Origin of the sequence: uncultured Granulicatella sp. (assembly GCF_963521425.1) — a bacterium.
Classification (GTDB): domain Bacteria; phylum Bacillota; class Bacilli; order Lactobacillales; family Aerococcaceae; genus Granulicatella.
Map to the genome: position 1 here is coordinate 25261 of NZ_CAUQUN010000015.1, position 18823 is coordinate 44083.

Consider the following 18823-nt stretch of genomic DNA (forward strand, 5'->3'; position numbering starts at 1 on the left):
TGTAGTTTAAAAAGGAGAAAAAATTATTTATCAGTATGAAATTGTTAAAAAATTATTCTTATAATTTGTCATATCAGTTGTTAGTAATCCTGTTACCATTTATTACAACACCTTATGTGACACGTGTGTTTACGAGTTCAGCTCTAGGAAGTTATGGTTATTATAATTCCATTGTTGCATATTTTATTTTAGCTGCAACATTAGGAATTAATACCTATGCTACAAAAGAAATTTCATCTCATATAGTGGATCGTTCTAAAGTTTTTTGGGAAATTTATACGATTCAATGGATTGCCTCAGCAATAGCTTTAGTATTATACCTATTTATTTGTTGGTCACTGCCAGGAATGCAGAATCCAATTGCATATATTTTAGGTGTTAGTCTGATTTCTAAAGGCTTAGATATTTCTTGGTTATTTCAAGGAGTAGAAGATTTCAAAAAGATTACGATTCGTAATATGACAGTTCGTGTAATAGGGGTTATTTCGATATTTTTGTTTGTTCGACATGAGTCAGATTTATATTTATATGTGTTTTTACTTACTTTTTATGAATTATTAGGGCAATTAAGTATGTGGATTCCTGCAAGGGAATGGATTCAAAAACCAACTATATCATTTAATGGGGTTAGACGTCATTTGTTGCCAGTAGTAACGCTTTTTTTACCTCAAATTGCAATTTCACTTTATACAACATTAGATCGTACATTTTTAGGTTTTTTTGCTTCAACAAGAGATGTTGGAATCTATGAGCAGGCATTTAAATTAGTGAGTATTTTATTAACGATTGTAACTTCATTAGGAGCTGTTATGTTACCTCGTGTATCTCAACTCTTATCACAGAATCAGCATAAAGAAGTTTTAAAGTTATATGAATTTTCTTTTTACTTATATAATATGATTATTTTTCCTGTTATTGCAGGAATGATGATTGTAAATGATAATTTTGTTCGATTTTTCTTAGGCATCCAATTTCAAGATGCTAAATATGCCATTATGCTTATGGTCTGGAGAATGTTTTTTATTGGATGGACGAATATTATGGGAATCCAGATTTTAATTCCTCATAATAAGCATAAAGAATTTATGGTGTCTACTACAATACCAGCATTTTTCAGTATTATATGTAATTTAGTAATGATTCCATATTGGGGATATATTGGAGCAGCTATTACTTCTGTATTAACCGAAAGTGTTGTATGGTTTATTCAACTATACTATGCAAGAGAAGTAATGAAGGAATTGACTATTTTACCGCATGTTATAAAAGTAGCGATTGCTACAGGAGTGATGAGTGCGATTTTATTAATAGTGAAATCATGGATTCATTTTTCTCCGATATTAAATGTTATGATTTTAGCTGTAATTGGAATTCTTATTTACAGTATAATTGTGATTGGATTTAAAATTGTTGATTTAAAAGAGTTAAAAATGAGATTAAAAGGATAGTTAGTATAAAATTTAAGGAGGAAACATGAAGAGAATAGAGTGGGTTGATTTCGGTAAAGGATTTACGATATTTCTAGTTGTTGTCGGGCATGTATTTTCAGGAATGTTTCAATCCAGGAGTTTTATAGAAAGTAAAAATTTAATTTTTATTTTAACTCAGAGTATGTATATTTTTCATATTCCTGTATTTTTTCTATTATCAGGATATTTATTTAAACCGTTGAATAGTTGGAAAGAATTTTTCAATGAAGTAATTAAAAAGTTAATAATATTGGGAATACCATATGTTTTTTATTCTGTAGTGCAATTTATTTTACAAAAAATTGGTGGATCTTCTGTAAGAGCTGCAGCAAGTTTTTATGATCTTTTGAATATATGGAGAATACCTTATGGAGTAGCATGGTATTTATTAACATTATGGTGGATTTCTATTATTTTTGGAGTAATTTCCATAAAAATTAAGAATCACTTTGTATTGTTCTTCATTTCTTTCATACTATTGATTAGTAATTTTATGTTAAATTATGATATTTATTTAATGAATAAAATAACGTTATGGTCTTCTTTTTACATTTTAGGTTATCTTCTTCGTAAAACTAAAATTATTGAAAAATATAAGGTTGTACTTGGAATTGTTTCAGGAGTCATACTTGTAGTTTATTTATTAATATGTATTCAATATGGAATAAAAGACATTATTTCTTATGTCAAACCTGGATTTGCAGGATTACTGTTTTTTGCTTCTGTAATTTTGGCGGCTTCTATTTATCCAAAGTTAAATCTTATTCCAATATTTGGAGACTATTTTAGAAATTTAGGGAAAGATAGTTTGGTAATCTATCTTGTACATGGACCTATTGCTTCCGTTACTAGAATTTTCCTTTTAAAATTTGGAGTAACTAATTTATTAGTACATATAGTGATAGGAACAGTTTTTGCATGGTACGGATCTATATTTGCTATTTATTTGATGAACAAAATTCCTTATATTGATTTTGTATTTTATCCGATGAAGTATTTGAAGAAAAGAAATATATCAATTAAAATCTAAAAATCCTGTTGGTGATTTATTAATCACTAACAGGATTTTAATGTATTTACGTATTTACCATTATCTTGCAAAGCCGACCGCTTTTTCCATTTTGCGAAGAGTTTTAGAGGCAACAGCGTTTGCTTTTTTAGCTCCTTCATCTAAAATTTCATCTAATTGTTTAGAGTTTAGTAATTCATAGTAACGTTCTTGGATTGGTTCCATCACTGCTACAATGGCTTCTGCTAAATCTGCTTTGAAAGTACCATATCCTGAATCTTTATAAGTTTCTACTAAATCTTCAATGCTACGGTTTGAAAAGGCGCTAAAGATTGTTAAAAGGTTCGAAATTCCTGGTTTTTCAGTTGGGTTGTATTCAATGACACCACTTGAATCCGTTACAGCACTCTTGATTTTTTTACGAATTGTTGCGGAGTCATCTAACATGCTAATATATTCTTTGACATTTGCATCGGATTTACTCATTTTTTTCGTTGGTGTTTGTAAGCTCATAACACGTGCGCCAGCTTTTGGAATAAATGGTTCTGGCATTTTTAATAATTCATTCCCATTTCCATAACGGCTGTTAAAACGAGCTACGAAATCACGTGTTAATTCCATATGTTGTTTTTGGTCTTCTCCAACAGGAACAACTTCAGCATTGTATAAGACAATGTCTGCTACCATTAGAGGTGGATAAGTTAATAAACCTGCAGATACGGATTGTTGTTTTTGAGATTTATCTTTGTATTGTGTCATACGTTCTAATTCACCGACCCCTACATTACATTGTACAATCCATGCAGCCTGAGCATGTGCTGGAACTTCAGATTGAACGAAAATTGTAGATTTTTCAGGGTCTAGTCCAATGGCTAAGTATAACGCAGCTAGTGAACGAGTTTGTTCTTTTAATTTTTTAGGATCTTGTGGAACTGTAATCGCATGTTGGTTAACGATACAGTATGTGCAGTCATATTCATCTTGTAAAGCAACAAAGTTTTTCATCGCACCAATGTAGTTTCCAATAGTTGGAATGGCTGAAGGCTGTACTCCAGAGAAAATTTTCTTTTTTGTCATTTTTATTCTCCTTTAAATTTCAATCAATTAGTCTTATTATACCGTATTTTTGAAAAATTAACACAAAAAAATGTTTTGGTGTGGGGCTCATAAATAAGAAAAAATATAGTTATCTTTGCAGTAAAATCTGTTATCATATGCTTAGTTTTTAAAATTGGATAAAAACAAAAGGAGTTAATAAGAGATGCCGCAAAATCTTTTTAAAGAATTGGAAAAATTAGAACTAGTAGAAGCGATTGTTTTGGGAGGATCAAGGGCTGGAGAAAATTATGATAAAGATTCTGATTACGATGTCTATGTCTATTTGACAGCCCCTATAAACGAAGAGAATAGAAAAGAAATTCTTAGTAAGTACTGTTCCTATATGGAAATTGGAAATCAATTTTGGGAATTAGAGGATGATTGTGTTTTAAAGAATGGGATAGAGATTGAATTGATTTATCGCTCATTAGATAATTTTGATAAAGAATTAGAAAATGTGATTCTTAATCATCAAGCTCAAAATTCATATACAACGTGCATGTGGTATAACTTAATGCACAGTAAAATACTTTATGACAAAGAGGAACGTTATAGTCAGTTACAGAGTAAATATCATTTACCTTATCCAACAGCGTTAAAAAGAAATATTATTTATAAACAAAGGTTATTACTAGAACAGGGGATGCCAGCTTTTTCTAAACAAATTCAAAAAGCTATCAAACGTCAAGATTTGTTAAGTATGAATCATCGAAGTAGTGAATTTTTTGCGTCTTATTTTGATTTATTGTTTGCACTTAACGAACAACTTCACCCGGGTGAAAAACGTATGTTACAGTATGCTAAAGAACGCTGTACTCATTTACCAAAAGATTTTGAAGTGAATATTCAATCTTATTTTCAATCTCTTTACAGCCCTGATGGGAAAGATGAAGCAATAAAAGTATTGGATACTCTATTAGTTCATCTGAGAACATTAGTGGATGGGTATGAGTAGAAAATGAAGGAATCATAGCCTTCGTTCCTTTATAAGGTAGATTGCTTTGAGAATTAATGGTGAAAAATAGTTGTAAATAAGTTGTGAAAATGGCTTCTAATCGGAATAAAACGGGAATGTGAAAAAGGATATTGCTTGACAAATCTTAAGAAAAGATTAAGCCTTGAAATAATCGTATTTTAATGAAATAGGTTTAGAGAATCTTTAAAAAATAATTTGTGAAAATTTTAAAAAATTACGAAAATTGTATAGATTTTATTCTAAAAATAATATATAATATAAAGCGTGATGAGCCCATCTAAACTAGCTCATCGAGAAGGAGCGATTTATGGTTACATTATACACATCACCAAGTTGTACTTCATGCCGTAAAGCACGTGCTTGGTTAGAAGAACACACTATCGCATATACTGAAAGAAATATTTTCTCTGAACCATTGACAATTGACGAAATTAAAAACATTTTACGCATGACAGAAGATGGTACTGAAGAGATTATTTCAACACGTTCAAAGGCATTCCAAGAATTAAACTTAGATTTAGATGAAGTTCCTTTGAATAAATTATTTGTTTTAATTCAAGAAAACCCAGGCTTATTACGTCGTCCAATTATGTTGGATGAAAAGAGATTCCAAGTAGGATATAACGAAGATGAAATTCGTCGTTTCTTACCTCGTGAAGTAAGAGCTTTTGAATTAGATCAAGCGCAAAGATTAGTGAATTTTTAAGAATGAGGCACTGTAGAAATTTCTACAGTGTTTTTATTTTTTAATTTATTAAATTACTCTCTTTTTGCTTGAAAATAATAGCATAAGAGGAGTATGATGTAGAATACAAAAGGAAAAGGAGATGAGTATATGTTTTTAACAAAAGACATGACTGATGAGTTCCGTCAAAAATTTCAAGCTGACGGACAAAAGAAAGTTGCACAACATGCAACTGTGAAAAATGGGATTCACGCTTCTAGCCAAAATGTAGAAGCAATCGTGAAAAACCCACCCGTTTATTCCATTGATTTGGAACATGGAAAGGTGGCAAACCAAAAACAATCTGGGAGATGTTGGATGTTTGCTGCACTAAACACGTTCCGTCATAAAATCTTTAATGAGTTTAAGCTAGAGGAATTTGAACTTTCTCAAAGCTATACTTTTTTCTGGGATAAATATGAGAAGGCGAATTTCTTCCATGAGAATATTTTAAAAACGGCTCATGAACCAATTACTAGTCGTAATGTTGCCTTCTTACTTCAAACACCACAACAAGATGGTGGACAATGGGATATGATTGTTTCCATCTTTAATAAGTATGGTGTCGTACCTAAGGCAGTAATGCCAGAAAGTTTTAGTAGTTCAGCTTCTGGAGAGTTGAATAAATACTTAAACAAAAAATTACGTGAAGATGCGAAGATTTTAAGAGATTTAGTAGCAGGGGGAGCTACTGAAGAAAAAATCTTGGAAGTTCGTAAACAATTGATGAAGGAAGTCTATGATTTACTAGCCATCAGTTTAGGAACTCCACCAGAAGTGTTTGATTTTTCTTATCGTGATAAAGATAAAGAATATCATCACTATGAAAATTTAACACCACAAACATTTTATAAACAGTTTGTAGGCTTAGATTTAGACCAATATGTATCGATTATTAATGCACCAACTGCAGACAAACCTTATAATCGCTCTTATACTGTTGAAATGTTAGGAAACGTTGTTGGAGGGACTCCTGTAAAATACTTGAATGTAGAAATGGATACTTTCAAAAAACTTGCGATTCAACAATTAGAACAAGGCGAATCGATTTGGTTTGGTTGTGATGTTGGTCAATTCTCAGGTCGTGATACTGGATTAATGGCAATGGATCATTATGATTTGAAAGGTTTATTGGGGTTAGATTTCAAACTTTCTAAAGCAGATCGCTTGGAATATGGAGAAAGTTTAATGACACATGCCATGGTATTAACTGGGGTAGATTTAGTTAATGGAAAACCAACTCGTTGGAAAGTAGAAAATAGTTGGGGAGAAAAATCTGGAGTCAATGGATTCTGGATGATGTCAGATGAATGGATGGATGAATTTACGTATCAAATCGTAGTTCGTAAGGAATTCTTAACAGCTGAGCAGTTAGCTGCATTTGATTCTGAACCAATCGTATTAGCACCATGGGATCCGATGGGTTCGTTAGCCTAATAATAGGTCGGAAATGACTTTTTGATATAGTAGCGGAGGACGCAAGCAGCCTCGCTTTTGCGAGTCTCATTGCTAAAAATTGAGCCTAAGGTCTCAAATTTTCCAAAAGGTAGAAGCTAGTAAAGTAGCTTCTACCTTTTTTGCTACTTTTTGTACTAAAAATCCTAATAAAAATTTAACCATTTAGATACAAGAGTTTTTAGAGAGAATATGGTATGATAATTGCGTTATGGAAGGGAGAGAAGATAGTGGAAGTGGTAAATATTTTTCAAGAAGCGTTAGAAAGTCAATGGCAACAATTGCCAATGTATCGTCTGTTAGTCATAGGCGAGACTGGTGTTGGAAAAACAACGTTGATTCAATCTTTATTTGATTTAAAGAAAAACGAAAGTATTCCACAATTCCAAGTGGAAGAGTATTCACTATTAGATGAACTTCCTGCGACATTCAATTATGATGCATGTATTTTTTGCCTGAAAGGTTCTAGCGATGAGTTTTCTCTTGAGACGAAAGAAACGTTATTGCAAATTATAAATCAACTTCCTACGATTGTTGCATTAACACAATCCATTGGAACGAAGGCGGAACAATTTCAAAGTCAATTAGTAGATTTGTCTCTTCCTGTAAAAGGAATTATGAATGTTATGGCAGTACCTTATCCAATTTATGAATCAGTTCATTTACCATCTTTTGGATTAGAAGAACTACTAGATGTATTATTAGAATGTGCAACAGAGAACACTGCGAAAACATTGGTGAGTTTGCAAAAAATTGATTGTAAGAAAAAATTATATTTAGCCAAACAGACGGTGGAAGAGGAAATAAATCGTATTTTTCAAGCTTCTACAGATGCACGTCAAGTGTTCAGACAGATAGTCGAGGTTTTAGGAAGAGCTTTTGCATATTTTGGAAATCAAACAGAAGCGAATCGAATGACGGAAGTGCTGGAAAATCTTTATCAGCGGAAATTTCAATCGTATCAAGAATTATGTTTTGTACATCAAGAAGCTTATTATTTAGCAATGGTACTGAGTGCGTGTTGCTATAGCGGAATTGAAATGATGGCATTATTATCGAAAAAGGAAAATTCCTTTACGATTCAAGAGAGCAGTATTTTATTAGAAACGAAAATTGCCAGTCGTATGAAGCAAGGAAAACATAATGTAGAAGTTCATGCATTTATTATGAAAAATGGATTAGAAACTGAACAACAAATGATGCAAAAACCTGTTATTCATGTGCCGATGAAAAAGAAACCTTTACTCGAACATTTTCAAAAACAATCCCGTCAATGGTTACATCACTCACTAGATGCATTTAGTAAATGGGCTAGAAAATAAAAGAATAGAAAAATTAATAAAGCATTAGTTTTTTTGAAGAAAGTAGTATACAATAGGGAAGATAGATTTCTTTCAAGAAGAGAATCAGTATAGGAGGAAGAAATATGTTCAAAGATGTAAATGAACAAATTTTAAAATTAATCGAAAAAAATAGTCGTTTATCTACTGAAGAAATCGCGACTTTATTAGCGATTGAACCCGAAGAAGTTCAAAGAAGAATTCAAGAATTAGAAGACCAAAAAGTAATTTGTGGTTATCATACATTAATTAACTGGGAAAAAACAGATGATGTGAATGTGTCAGCTGTTATCGAATTAAAAGTAAATCCTCAACGAGGAATGGGATTTGATCGTATTGCGGAGAAAATTTACCATTTCCCAGAAGTCGAAGATTTATATTTAATGTCTGGTGGATATGATTTTATGGTGAAATTGAAAAAAGCACCAATGAGAGATATTGCAGCATTTGTTTCTAGTCGCTTATCAGTGATTGATGAAGTACAATCAACAACAACTCATGTTGTATTAAAACAATATAAAGATCATGGCACAATGTTTGTTGGTAAGAGTGGAGATAAACGGATGGTGGTTACTCCATGATTGAATCATTATTAAGTCAAAAAGTAACAGGAATTAAACCTTCGGGGATTCGTCGTTTTTTTGATATTGCTAATGAATTAGAAGATGTCATTAGTTTAGGGGTAGGGGAACCTGATTTTGATACTCCGTGGCATGTAAGAGAAGAAGGGATTTATTCACTTCAAAAGGGAAGAACTTTTTATACAGCCAATGCCGGTTTGAAAGAATTACGTCAAGAAATATGTCGTTATATCGAACGTAAACAAGGAGTTACTTATAATCCAATGACGGAGGCTCTTGTAACGATTGGGGGAAGTGAAGCAATTGATTTAGCCATGCGTGCTTTATTAAATCCAGGAGATGAAGTGATTTTCTGTGAACCTTGTTATGTGTCATATTTACCATGTATTATATTATCCAATGGAGTACCTGTAAGAATTCCTCTAAAAGAGGAAAACCAATTCCGCTTAACACCGGAAGAATTAGAAGCAGCGATTACTCCAAAAACAAAAGCTATTGTTTTGTCATTCCCGAATAATCCAACGGGGGCTGTAATGCGTCGAGAAGATTTAGAAGCAATTGCAAAAGTAATTTTGAAACATAATATTGTCGTGATTTCAGACGAGATTTATTCTGAATTAACGTATACAGGAAATCGTCATGTTAGTATCGTAGAAATTGAAGGAATGAAAGAAAGAACGGTTTTAATTAATGGGTTCTCAAAAGCCTTTGCGATGACTGGATGGAGAATGGGGTATGCTTTAGCTCCTGAAGTGTTGATGAAACAAATGATTAAAATTCATCAGTTTACGATTATGGCAGCACCAACGACAAGCCAATATGCGGGGATTGATGCTTTGAAAAATTGTGATGATGATGTGATTGAAATGCGAGAAAGTTATAATCAACGCAGACGCTATTTATTGAAAAAAATGGAAGAATTAGGGATTCCATGTTTTGAACCATTTGGAGCTTTTTATATTTTCCCAAATATTTCTCAATTTGGAATGACTTCTGAGGAATTTGCGACTAAATTAGTGCAAGAAGAACGTGTAGCGGTTGTTCCGGGATCTGCCTTTGGTGAAAGTGGAGAAGGATTTGTTCGTATTTCTTATGCCTACTCATTAGATAGTTTGAAAAAAGCCATCGAACGTTTAGAAAGTTTTATTCATAAATTAAGAAATGGTGAAATTTCGTAAAATAAAACTCCTGTCATCAATGAATTGACAGGAGTTTTTGATTGTAAAGATTATTCTTGATTGAAAATGCCTGTTGATAGATAACGTTCACCAGTGTCTGGTAGAAGTGCAACAACAGTTTTACCTTTTCCAAGTTTTTTAGCAACACGTAATGCGGCAGCAACAGCAGCTCCTGATGAAATTCCTGTTAGAATTCCTTCTGTAGCAGCTAATTTTTTAGCAGTTTCAATGGCTAATTCACTTGGGATTAGTTCAAAATCATCGATAACTTCTTTATCGATGATACTTGGTAAGAATCCAGCGGAAATTCCTTGGATACGGTGTTTTCCTTTTTGACCTTTTGAGATGAATGGAGCTTCTTCAGGTTCTACACCAATGATTTGAACAGCAGCATTTTTTTCTTTTAAGGCACGACCAACACCTGTAATAGTACCACCTGTTCCGATTCCGGCAACAAATGCGTCAGGTGTTTCACCATCGAAGGCTTGAATAATTTCTTGACCTGTTGTTTGATAGTGAATACTTGGGTTAGCTGGATTGTCAAATTGTTTTGCCCAGAAGTAACCAGGTTGTTGGGATAATTCTTCTGCTTTTTGAACGGCTGCTCCGAACCCTTCAGCAGCAGGTGTTAATAGAACTTCTGTACCATAGGCTGTCATTAATTGACGACGTTCGATAGACATTGAATCTGGCATAATCGTAATGACTTTGTAGCCTTTAGCTGCTCCAACTAGGGATAAGCCGACACCAGTGTTTCCAGAAGTTGCTTCGATAATCGTATCTCCTGGTTTTAGCTGACCTTCTCTTTCAGCAGTTTCAATAATATTTAGTGCAATACGGTCTTTGACAGAACCACCAGCGTTAAAAGCTTCCACTTTCACGTAAATATCTGCACTATCTGCATCTGTTAAACGATTTAGTTTAACAAGGGGTGTATTACCGATTAATTCAGTAATATGGTTTACTCTTTTTGACATAAGAATACCTCCAAAATATATTTAATTGGGCAACTTTGAAGGGCTGCTTAAGGGGTATTTTAGACCTGTATTTTGATAAAAACAAGAGTTTTGCTTAAAAAAATTAAAAGAAAGGGGTATTTTTATGAAAAAATATCCGAAAACAATGGGAAAGATTCGAGAATTTATGGAAATTGGTGTTTATCCAGGATTTAGTGTTGCGTTTATTGAAGGAGAAGAAGTAGAAAAGATAGTTGAAGGGACGCTTACAAATGAGGCGAACAGTAAACTTGTTGAAGATGGATTATTTTATGACCTTGCGTCGGTTACAAAAGCATTTGTAACAAGTACTTTATTAGTACAAATGGTTGAAAAACGGGAAATAAATTTGGATGAACCGATTCTCAAATGGTTTCCAAATGCTGATGAGAGAGTTACGCTTCGCCATTTAATCACTCATACTTCAGGATTATGGGGATATATTGAAAATCGAAATGAATTAGCGCCAGATGCTTTAATTGAAGCTTTATCCACTTTACCTGTCACAGAAACATTTCACCATACGGTAAAATATACAGATACAGGATTTGTGTTGGCAGGAATTATTTTGGAAAAAGAATTTGGCAAACCGATTGCAGATTTATTTGAAGAAAGAATTGCTCGTCCATTGAAATTAACAGCAACATATGGACCACTGGCTAGTGAAGGTTGCGTGCCAACAGCTTTTGAAGAAAGACGTGGAAGATTATTGCAAGGTGAAGTACACGATCCCAAAGCAAGCATTTTACAAAGAAGATGTGGAAGTGCAGGACTATTTGCAACATTGGATGACTGTATTACGTTAGTGCAATTATATTTACACGATGGAAAATTGGGAGATTTTGAATATTGTAGTGCAGAGATGATGCAAAGTTTATTGAAGGACTGGACACCTACAAGACAAGCGGGAAGATCACTTGGATGGGATATGGATCAAGTGGATGAACAAATTTGGTTAAGACATACAGGATTTACGGGGACAACGGTATTAATGAATTTAACAACAAAACAAGCGATGATTTTATTAACGAATCGTATCCATCAATATGAAGATACGCCATCTTATAATCGACTAAGAGAAGAATTGATTCTGCTTTACGAACAGGAAGCGTTGTATAATATGACTTTTTAATATAATAGCTATGGACGTCAGCAGCCTCACTTTGCGAGTCTCAATTTTTCAAGTGATAAAATCTGCATCATGCAGTTTTTATCACTCGTGCTACCATAAGAAGTCTTTTGTGCTTTAAGTGGAGTTTTATGGGAGTATGTAAGTACTATGATATAGTTTTTAATACCTTTTAAAATATGATTTTTAATAACTTAAGGAAGAAGTTACTTTTGGAGGTCTTCTTCTTTTTTGTTTATTCATTCACAAATTTGTAGACTATCATAATTAACAGTGATAAACTGATGGGCTAGGGATTCTATCAGTTAGGAGTGGGAAAAATGGGGTGGAGAACAATTGTTGTTAAAGCACATGCTAAGCTATCGTATAAAAATAATTATTTGATTTACAAAGATGCAGAAATTGTAGAACAAATTCATTTATCAGAAATTGATATTCTATTATTAGAGAGAACAGATATTTTAATTACGACCATGTTAATGAAACGATTAATGGATGAAAAAATATTAGTCATTATTTGTGATGATAAACGATTACCAATCGCCCAAGTAGTTCCTTATTATGGAAGTCATAATAGTAGTCTACAATTAGCAAAACAACTTCAATGGGAGTCGGATAAAAAGGTAGAAGTTTGGACAGAAATTATATTGCAAAAAATGATGAATCAAGCAAGTCTTCTATATCAGCAAGATTATACAGTAAAATCAGAATCATTAGGTCGATTAATTCATGAATTACAATTAAATGATCCTACTAATCGTGAAGGTCATGCAGCAAGAATTTATTTTACAACATTATTTGGAAGTAAGTTTACAAGAGACGATGCGAGTGATATTAATGCTGCATTAGATTATGGATATACGTTATTATTAAGTTTATTTGCAAGAGAAATTGTTTCAAATGGGTGTTTAACACAATTAGGATTAAAGCATGCAAATCAATTTAATGCCTTTAATTTAGCAAGTGATTTAATGGAACCATTTCGTCCATTAGTTGATCAAATCGTTTATCAGAATCGTTATAAAGTTTTTGTAGATCTTAAAAGAGATTTATTTCAATTATTCTGTAAAACTTATCATTATGATAAGAAAGAAATGTATTTATCAAATATTGTGAGTGAGTATACAAAAAAAGTAATTAAAGTTTTAAATGGGGAGAAGGCGGAAACACCGGTGTTTCGTCTATGAGTGAGAGATATATGCGAATGTTGTTAATGTTCGATATGCCTGTAGAAACTGCAGAAGAAAGAAAAGCTTATCGACAATTTCGAAAGTTTTTAATTAGCGAGGGATTTATTAAACATCAATTTTCTGTTTATAGTAAATTATTGTTGAATGGAACTGCGAATCAAAGTATGATTGCACGATTAAAACAACATAATCCTAAAAAAGGGATGATTACAATTTTAACTGTAACAGAGAAGCAATTTGCTAGAATGATTTATTTATCAGGTGAAAGAAATCAGTCAGTTGCCAATACTGAAGATCGATTGGTATTTTTGGGAGATGATGAAAATGATTAGAATTGGATTACCTTTAGCAGATGAAGAAATTTTTGTGGAAGGTGCAACATTATTAAGTATCGAATCAAGAGAAGCACTTGCTCGAACAGTTGAGAATTTTTATCGTTATGATGGTGAGGGGAGTTTGAAATTAGCAGATAAAAAATTCAAACCGATTAAAGAATCAGAAGTAATGATTGTAACAGATATACTTGGATATGATGTCAATTCGACAGCTATGTTGAAACTAATTTATGGAGATATTGAAAATCAATTAAATGAAAAGCCAGAAGTGAAATCAATGATAGAAAAATTAACAGATACGATTACTGAATTAATTAGTTATGAATTAGTTGAAAATGAATTAGATTTAGAATATGACGAAATAACGATTCAAGAATTAATTAAGGCTTTAGGAGTTCAAATTGAAACAAGAAGTGATAGTTTGTTAGATAAAATAATGGAAATTATTCAAGTTTATAAATATTTGAGTAAAAAGAAATTATTAGTTTTTGTGAATGTACTAGTCTATTTTCAAAAAAGAGAAGTAGAAGAAATTTTAGATTATATTCGTTTGAATCATTTAGATATTTGTTTTTTAGAAGGAAAGATAGTAGAGGATTTCTCCATGATAAGTTATAAAATCGATGAAGACTTTTGTTTGTTTACAAACAATGTATAAAAAAAGATGTCGAATCGACATCCACGTATGAAACGTTGTTTACGGACAAGCCTTATTTTAACTTGCGTGTTGTTCTGAATAGTTCCACACTGAAAGTATACAACAAACAGTTTAAAATGTAAACGTTTTTTGGTAAAATTAATCTGTGAAGAAATTCTTAAAGAGGTGGGGAATATGCGAAAAAATTACTCTATTGGATTAGATATTGGGACAAATAGTGTTGGGTATAGTGTTATTTTTGATGACAATTATAAAGTCCCAGTAAAAAATGCAAAAGTTTTAGGAAACACCAATAAAAAATCCATTCGTAAAAATTTAATGGGATCAGTACTATTTGATAGTGGTGAAACAGCGATGGCTCGTAGAATGAAACGGACAAATCGTCGTAGAATTGAACGAAGAAGAAATCGAATCCGTTATTTACAAGAAATTTTTGCGCCATTTATGATGGAAGTGGATGAAAATTTCTTTGCAAGATTACACGATTCATTTTTATGGGAAGAGGATAAACCACATAGTAAATATCCATTTTTTGGGAATGTAGAACAAGAAGTTGCATTTCATGATCACTATAAAACGATCTATCATTTGAGAAAAGAATTGGCAGATGGAAAAGAACAAGCGGATTTACGTTTAGTATATTTAGCTTTAGCTCATATCGTTAAGTTTAGAGGGCATTTTTTAATTGAGGGAAACGTAGATGTTGAAAATAATGATATCCAACAGTTGTTTGATGATTTTTTAGCTGTTTATAGTGCTTATTTTGAAGATAGTTCTGTGCTAGAAAAGAAAATAGAAGTAAGAGAATTTTTAACAGAAAAAATTAGTAAATCTGCTAAAAAAGATAAAATTGTACAAGTGTATTCGATTGATAAAAAGAGCCCGTTAATTGAGTTTTTAAAATTAATTGTAGGTAACTCAGGAGAATTTAAAAAGATTTTTGACTTAGAAGAAAAATCTTCTCTTCAATTTTCTAAAGAAAGCTATGAAGAAGAACTAAGTGCATTATTGGAACAAGTAGGGGATGAAGTAGCGGATGTATTCCTAGCTGCTAAGAAAGTTTATGATAGTGTTGTTTTAGCAAATATTTTATCCATTAAGGATAAAAATACAAAAGCACCTCTGTCTGCTGCTATGATTGAAAGATATGAAAATCATCAAGAAGAGTTAGCTGAATTAAAACAGTTTTTCAAAGCAACTTTAGCACGAGAAACATATATAGAATTCTTTAATGATTCTAAAAAAGATGGGTATGCTGGTTATATTGATGGTAGTACGACTCAAGAAGCTTTTTATAAGCAATTGAAGAAGTTATTTGAAGTAACAGAAGCTCCAGAATTGTTCAAAGAAAAATTAGAACGAGAAGACTTTTTAAGAAAACAACGTACATTTGATAATGGATCAATTCCGCATCAAATTCATCAAAAAGAATTCGAAGCCATTATTGAACGACAAGGTGTATTCTATCCATTTTTAGTAGAGAATAAAGATAAATTAATCAAAATTTTTGAATTTAGAATTCCATATTATGTTGGACCATTAGCGAAAAATCAACAAAGTCCATTTGCGTGGGCAACTTATCATACGGATGAACCGGTACGTCCATGGAATTTTGAAGACATTGTAGATACAAAAGTTGCTGCAGAAGAATTTATTCATCGTATGACAAATTATGATATTTACTTACCAGATCAAAAAGTATTACCAAAACATAGTTACTTATATGAATTATTTACAGTTTATAATGAATTAACAAAAATTCAATTTGTAGATGATCAAAATCATAAATCTTATTTTAATGCGAAAGCTAAAAAAGATATTATTGATAATGTCTTTAAAAAAGAACGAAAAGTTACGTATGAAAAACTAATGAACTACCTAAGAGTTGCTTATGCTGATTTTAGAATAGAAAGTATTATTGGTTTGAGTAAGGATACAAAAGCTTTTAATGCTTCATTAGGAACGTATCATGATTTATTAAAATTAAAAGTGGATAAGGACTTTTTAGACAATGAATCTAATCTTCCAATCATCGAAGATATTATTTTAACATTAACGATATTTGAAGATCGAAAAATGATTCGTGAGCGTTTAAGTAAATATGCATCTTATTTTGATGAAAAAGTGATGAAACGTTTGGAAAGACGCCATTATACAGGATGGGGAAGACTTTCTAAAAAATTAATTGATGGAATTAGAGATAATGGGAAAACAATTTTAGATTATTTAAAAGATGATCCCGCAGGAAATCGTAACTTCATGCAATTAATTCGAGATGATTATTTAACATTCAAAAAACAAATTGCAGAAGCTCAAGTAGTTGGCGAAGCAGATAGTTTAGTAGAACAAGTACAATCTCTTGCTGGAAGTCCTGCTATTAAAAAAGGTATTTTACAAGCAATGAAAATTGTGGATGAACTCGTGAAAATAATGGGTTATAAACCAACGAGCGTTGTAATAGAGATGGCTAGAGAAAATCAAACAACCGCTCAAGGATTGAAACAATCTAGAACTAGATTTAAAAAATTATCTGAAAGCTTGAAATTATTATCTAGTAAACTTTTAGAAGAACATGATATTACGAATAAAGAATTGATGAAGGAAAAGCTATACTTATACTGTTTACAAAATGGAAGAGATATGTATATAGATGAACCATTAGATATTAATCGATTGAGTGATTATGATGTAGACCATATTATTCCGCGTAGTTTCTTACCAGATGATTCTATTGATAATAAAGTCTTAGTTAGTTCAAAATTAAATCGTGGTAAATCAGATGATGTTCCTAGTATTGAAGTTGTAAATCGAATGGATTCATATTGGAGACTTTTATTAAATGCGAAATTAATGAGTGAAGTTAAATATAATCGATTAACAAAAGCACGTCATGGTGGGTTAACAGACAAAGATAAAGAGGGATTTATTCATAGACAATTAGTTGAAACAAGACAAATTATAAAACATATCGCAAGAATGTTAGATGAAAGATGGAATTCAAGCGTAGATGATTCGGGTAAGAAAATCTATGAAGTAAAAATTGTAACCTTAAAATCTAACTTAGTATCTAATTTTAGGAAAATGTTTAATATTCCTAAAATTCGTGATTTGAATCATTATCATCACGCTCATGATGCTTATTTAAATGCGGTGGTGGGAAATCTTTTAATTAAGAAATATCCTAAATTAGCTCCTGAATTTATATATGGACAACATTTATATATAAATCGTAAGGTGAAAGATGAAGAAAAAGCTACTAAAAAGGCAATTTTATATTCAAATGTATTAAAATTCTTAAAAGATGATGGAGAACAGAAAGATTTTCAAGGTAATTTAATTTGGAATAAGAATCAACATATAGGAATGATTAAGAAAGTTATTTTTAATAACCAAGTAACCGTTGTGAAGAAAACAGAGATTCAGTCCGGTGGATTTACAAATGAAACAGTTGAGAAAAAAGGAACTTCAGACAAGTTAATTCCACGTAAAAATGGATGGGATACAGATAAATATGGTGGAGTAGGAAGTCCGACAAATGCTTATGCTATAATGTTTGAAAGTGAGAAAACTAAAGGAAAGAAAGTAGTTAAAGGAAAAGAAATTGTTGGGGTTTCAATTATAAATCAAAAAAGATTTGAAGAAAATCCTATTATTTTCTTAGAACAATTAGGGTATAAAAATGTTCAAGAAGATAGTATTAGAGTTCTTCCAAAATATACATTATTTGAAATGAAAGATGGAAAGCGTCGTAGATTATCTAGTCATAGAGAGTTACAGAAGGCAAATGAATTAGTTTTGTCTGAAAGATTTACACTTATACTGTATCATGCATTGCATAGAGATGATGAAGAAAACAAGGAACATCAAGATTATTTAAAGCAGCATCGCTCAGGATTTAAAGATTTGTTTGATGAAATTATAAGGAAATCAGAACAATGGGTTGTAAAGCCAAAAGTTGTAGAACGTTTGAAAAAAACGATGGACAAAAACTTTGAAAAAGCTGGTATTGATGAAATTTCAGCATCATTTTTATCATTATTAACTTTCATGAGAGCTGGAGCTTCATCAGGATTCACTTTTTTTGATGAGCAGATAAAATTAGAAAATCAACGATATGAATCAGTTACAGAATGTTTAACGAGTGTATTAATTTATCAATCTGTTACAGGATTTTATGAAACAAGAATAGATTTGAATTTAGAAAAGTAATATAATTTACGTAACAACATAAATAATTAAATATAAAAAATGGAATCATTCAGAGCTGAAGTCTAGCTAGGACGAATGGTGCGATTACGAAACAACGCTAGAATTTTAAAGTGCGAGGTTTTAGAGCTGTGTTGTTCTGAATGGTTCCAAAATAAAATAGCTGACATAAAGTACCCTAGTACGAGTTTTAGAGCTGTGTTGTTCTGAATGGTTCCAAAATCTTTGTTATGGGCACGTCTGATTAGCTTAGGTTTTAGAGCTGTGTTGTTCTGAATGGTTCCAAAATAGTTATGTTTTAATACTGTAGTGCCTTCTGGTTTTAGAGCTGTGTTGTTCTGAATGGTTCCAAAATAGCAAACGAAGAAGAAAAACAACAAGCTCAGTTTTAGAGCTGTGTTTTTCTGAATGGTTCCAAAATTTGAAATAGAGGGGAAAATAATCCCACTTAGTTTTAGAGCTGAGTTGTTCTGAATGGTT

At 31.8% G+C, this 18823-nt stretch carries 16 protein-coding genes; 13 read left to right on the top strand and 3 right to left on the bottom strand.

The features are described from left to right. Positions 1 to 35 precede the first annotated feature (35 nt). Positions 36 to 1448, top strand: coding sequence for a flippase (locus RWO76_RS05190; protein WP_314354611.1), 1413 nt, complete (start codon positions 36 to 38; stop codon positions 1446 to 1448). Between the two features lie 25 nt (positions 1449 to 1473). After that, positions 1474 to 2499 carry an acyltransferase gene (locus tag RWO76_RS05195; RefSeq protein WP_314354612.1) on the top strand — a complete coding sequence of 342 codons (1026 nt, stop codon included), beginning with the start codon at positions 1474 to 1476 and terminating at the stop codon, positions 2497 to 2499. A gap of 60 nt (positions 2500 to 2559) precedes the next feature. Here RWO76_RS05195 and trpS read toward each other — a convergent pair whose 3' ends face one another. After that, on the bottom strand, positions 2560 to 3555 hold the full coding sequence (trpS, locus tag RWO76_RS05200) for a tryptophan--tRNA ligase (RefSeq protein WP_314354613.1): 996 nt from the start codon (positions 3553 to 3555) through the stop codon (positions 2560 to 2562). Between the two features lie 184 nt (positions 3556 to 3739). Between trpS and RWO76_RS05205 the strand changes: the two genes are divergently transcribed. The 6 genes from RWO76_RS05205 to RWO76_RS05230 all read left to right on the top strand — a co-directional run bounded on the left by RWO76_RS05205 (position 3740) and on the right by RWO76_RS05230 (position 9830). After that, positions 3740 to 4531 (top strand): nucleotidyltransferase domain-containing protein, encoded by a 792-nt coding sequence (locus tag RWO76_RS05205; protein WP_314354614.1) that lies wholly within the window; start codon positions 3740 to 3742, stop codon positions 4529 to 4531. 328 nt (positions 4532 to 4859) lie between these two features. Continuing rightward, on the top strand, positions 4860 to 5258 hold the full coding sequence (gene spxA / locus RWO76_RS05210; protein ID WP_314349814.1) for a transcriptional regulator SpxA: 399 nt from the start codon (positions 4860 to 4862) through the stop codon (positions 5256 to 5258). Between the two features lie 129 nt (positions 5259 to 5387). Beyond that, positions 5388 to 6713, top strand: a complete 1326-nt coding sequence (locus tag RWO76_RS05215; RefSeq protein WP_314354615.1) for a C1 family peptidase — start codon at positions 5388 to 5390, stop codon at positions 6711 to 6713. Between the two features lie 215 nt (positions 6714 to 6928). Next, complete coding sequence (locus RWO76_RS05220; protein ID WP_314354616.1) at positions 6929 to 8053, top strand: hypothetical protein; 1125 nt, start codon at positions 6929 to 6931, stop codon at positions 8051 to 8053. Positions 8054 to 8157: 104 nt separating this feature from the next. Then, positions 8158 to 8652: an Lrp/AsnC family transcriptional regulator gene (locus tag RWO76_RS05225; protein WP_314354617.1), complete on the top strand. Its 495-nt coding sequence runs from the start codon at positions 8158 to 8160 to the stop codon at positions 8650 to 8652. Beyond that, on the top strand, positions 8649 to 9830 hold the full coding sequence (locus RWO76_RS05230; protein WP_314354618.1) for an aminotransferase class I/II-fold pyridoxal phosphate-dependent enzyme: 1182 nt from the start codon (positions 8649 to 8651) through the stop codon (positions 9828 to 9830). The genes RWO76_RS05225 and RWO76_RS05230 overlap by 4 nt, the downstream gene beginning before the upstream one ends. A gap of 50 nt (positions 9831 to 9880) precedes the next feature. Here RWO76_RS05230 and cysK read toward each other — a convergent pair whose 3' ends face one another. Then, positions 9881 to 10807, bottom strand: a complete 927-nt coding sequence (gene cysK / locus RWO76_RS05235; RefSeq protein WP_314354619.1) for a cysteine synthase A — start codon at positions 10805 to 10807, stop codon at positions 9881 to 9883. Between the two features lie 124 nt (positions 10808 to 10931). On the opposite strand from cysK, the gene RWO76_RS05240 reads away from it, so the two are divergent. The 5 genes from RWO76_RS05240 to cas9 all read left to right on the top strand — a co-directional run bounded on the left by RWO76_RS05240 (position 10932) and on the right by cas9 (position 18346). Further along, positions 10932 to 11957 (top strand): serine hydrolase domain-containing protein, encoded by a 1026-nt coding sequence (locus RWO76_RS05240; protein WP_314354620.1) that lies wholly within the window; start codon positions 10932 to 10934, stop codon positions 11955 to 11957. A gap of 317 nt (positions 11958 to 12274) precedes the next feature. Then, positions 12275 to 13141, top strand: coding sequence for a type II CRISPR-associated endonuclease Cas1 (gene cas1, locus RWO76_RS05245; RefSeq protein ID WP_314354621.1), 867 nt, complete (start codon positions 12275 to 12277; stop codon positions 13139 to 13141). Continuing rightward, complete coding sequence (gene cas2, locus RWO76_RS05250) at positions 13138 to 13476, top strand: CRISPR-associated endonuclease Cas2 (protein WP_314354622.1); 339 nt, start codon at positions 13138 to 13140, stop codon at positions 13474 to 13476. Before cas1 ends, cas2 begins: the two co-directional genes overlap by 4 nt. Further along, on the top strand, positions 13472 to 14137 hold the full coding sequence (gene csn2, locus RWO76_RS05255) for a type II-A CRISPR-associated protein Csn2 (RefSeq protein WP_314354627.1): 666 nt from the start codon (positions 13472 to 13474) through the stop codon (positions 14135 to 14137). Before cas2 ends, csn2 begins: the two co-directional genes overlap by 5 nt. A gap of 174 nt (positions 14138 to 14311) precedes the next feature. Further along, complete coding sequence (gene cas9, locus RWO76_RS05260) at positions 14312 to 18346, top strand: type II CRISPR RNA-guided endonuclease Cas9 (RefSeq protein ID WP_314354623.1); 4035 nt, start codon at positions 14312 to 14314, stop codon at positions 18344 to 18346. 62 nt (positions 18347 to 18408) lie between these two features. Here the strand turns inward: cas9 and RWO76_RS05265 are convergent. After that, the coding region (locus RWO76_RS05265; protein ID WP_314354624.1) for a hypothetical protein at positions 18409 to 18823 on the bottom strand (415 nt) is incomplete at its 5' end.

What these genes read in the sequence shown, in the direction of transcription:
- RWO76_RS05190 (WP_314354611.1), top strand. Translation starts at nt 36, where the DNA reads ATGAAATTGTTAAAAAATTATTCTTATAATTTGTCATATCAGTTGTTA.
- RWO76_RS05195 (WP_314354612.1), top strand. Translation starts at nt 1,474, where the DNA reads ATGAAGAGAATAGAGTGGGTTGATTTCGGTAAAGGATTTACGATATTT.
- trpS (WP_314354613.1), bottom strand. Translation starts at nt 3,555, where the DNA reads ATGACAAAAAAGAAAATTTTCTCTGGAGTACAGCCTTCAGCCATTCCA.
- RWO76_RS05205 (WP_314354614.1), top strand. Translation starts at nt 3,740, where the DNA reads ATGCCGCAAAATCTTTTTAAAGAATTGGAAAAATTAGAACTAGTAGAA.
- spxA (WP_314349814.1), top strand. Translation starts at nt 4,860, where the DNA reads ATGGTTACATTATACACATCACCAAGTTGTACTTCATGCCGTAAAGCA.
- RWO76_RS05215 (WP_314354615.1), top strand. Translation starts at nt 5,388, where the DNA reads ATGTTTTTAACAAAAGACATGACTGATGAGTTCCGTCAAAAATTTCAA.
- RWO76_RS05220 (WP_314354616.1), top strand. Translation starts at nt 6,929, where the DNA reads ATGATAATTGCGTTATGGAAGGGAGAGAAGATAGTGGAAGTGGTAAAT.
- RWO76_RS05225 (WP_314354617.1), top strand. Translation starts at nt 8,158, where the DNA reads ATGTTCAAAGATGTAAATGAACAAATTTTAAAATTAATCGAAAAAAAT.
- RWO76_RS05230 (WP_314354618.1), top strand. Translation starts at nt 8,649, where the DNA reads ATGATTGAATCATTATTAAGTCAAAAAGTAACAGGAATTAAACCTTCG.
- cysK (WP_314354619.1), bottom strand. Translation starts at nt 10,807, where the DNA reads ATGTCAAAAAGAGTAAACCATATTACTGAATTAATCGGTAATACACCC.
- RWO76_RS05240 (WP_314354620.1), top strand. Translation starts at nt 10,932, where the DNA reads ATGAAAAAATATCCGAAAACAATGGGAAAGATTCGAGAATTTATGGAA.
- cas1 (WP_314354621.1), top strand. Translation starts at nt 12,275, where the DNA reads ATGGGGTGGAGAACAATTGTTGTTAAAGCACATGCTAAGCTATCGTAT.
- cas2 (WP_314354622.1), top strand. Translation starts at nt 13,138, where the DNA reads ATGAGTGAGAGATATATGCGAATGTTGTTAATGTTCGATATGCCTGTA.
- cas9 (WP_314354623.1), top strand. Translation starts at nt 14,312, where the DNA reads ATGCGAAAAAATTACTCTATTGGATTAGATATTGGGACAAATAGTGTT.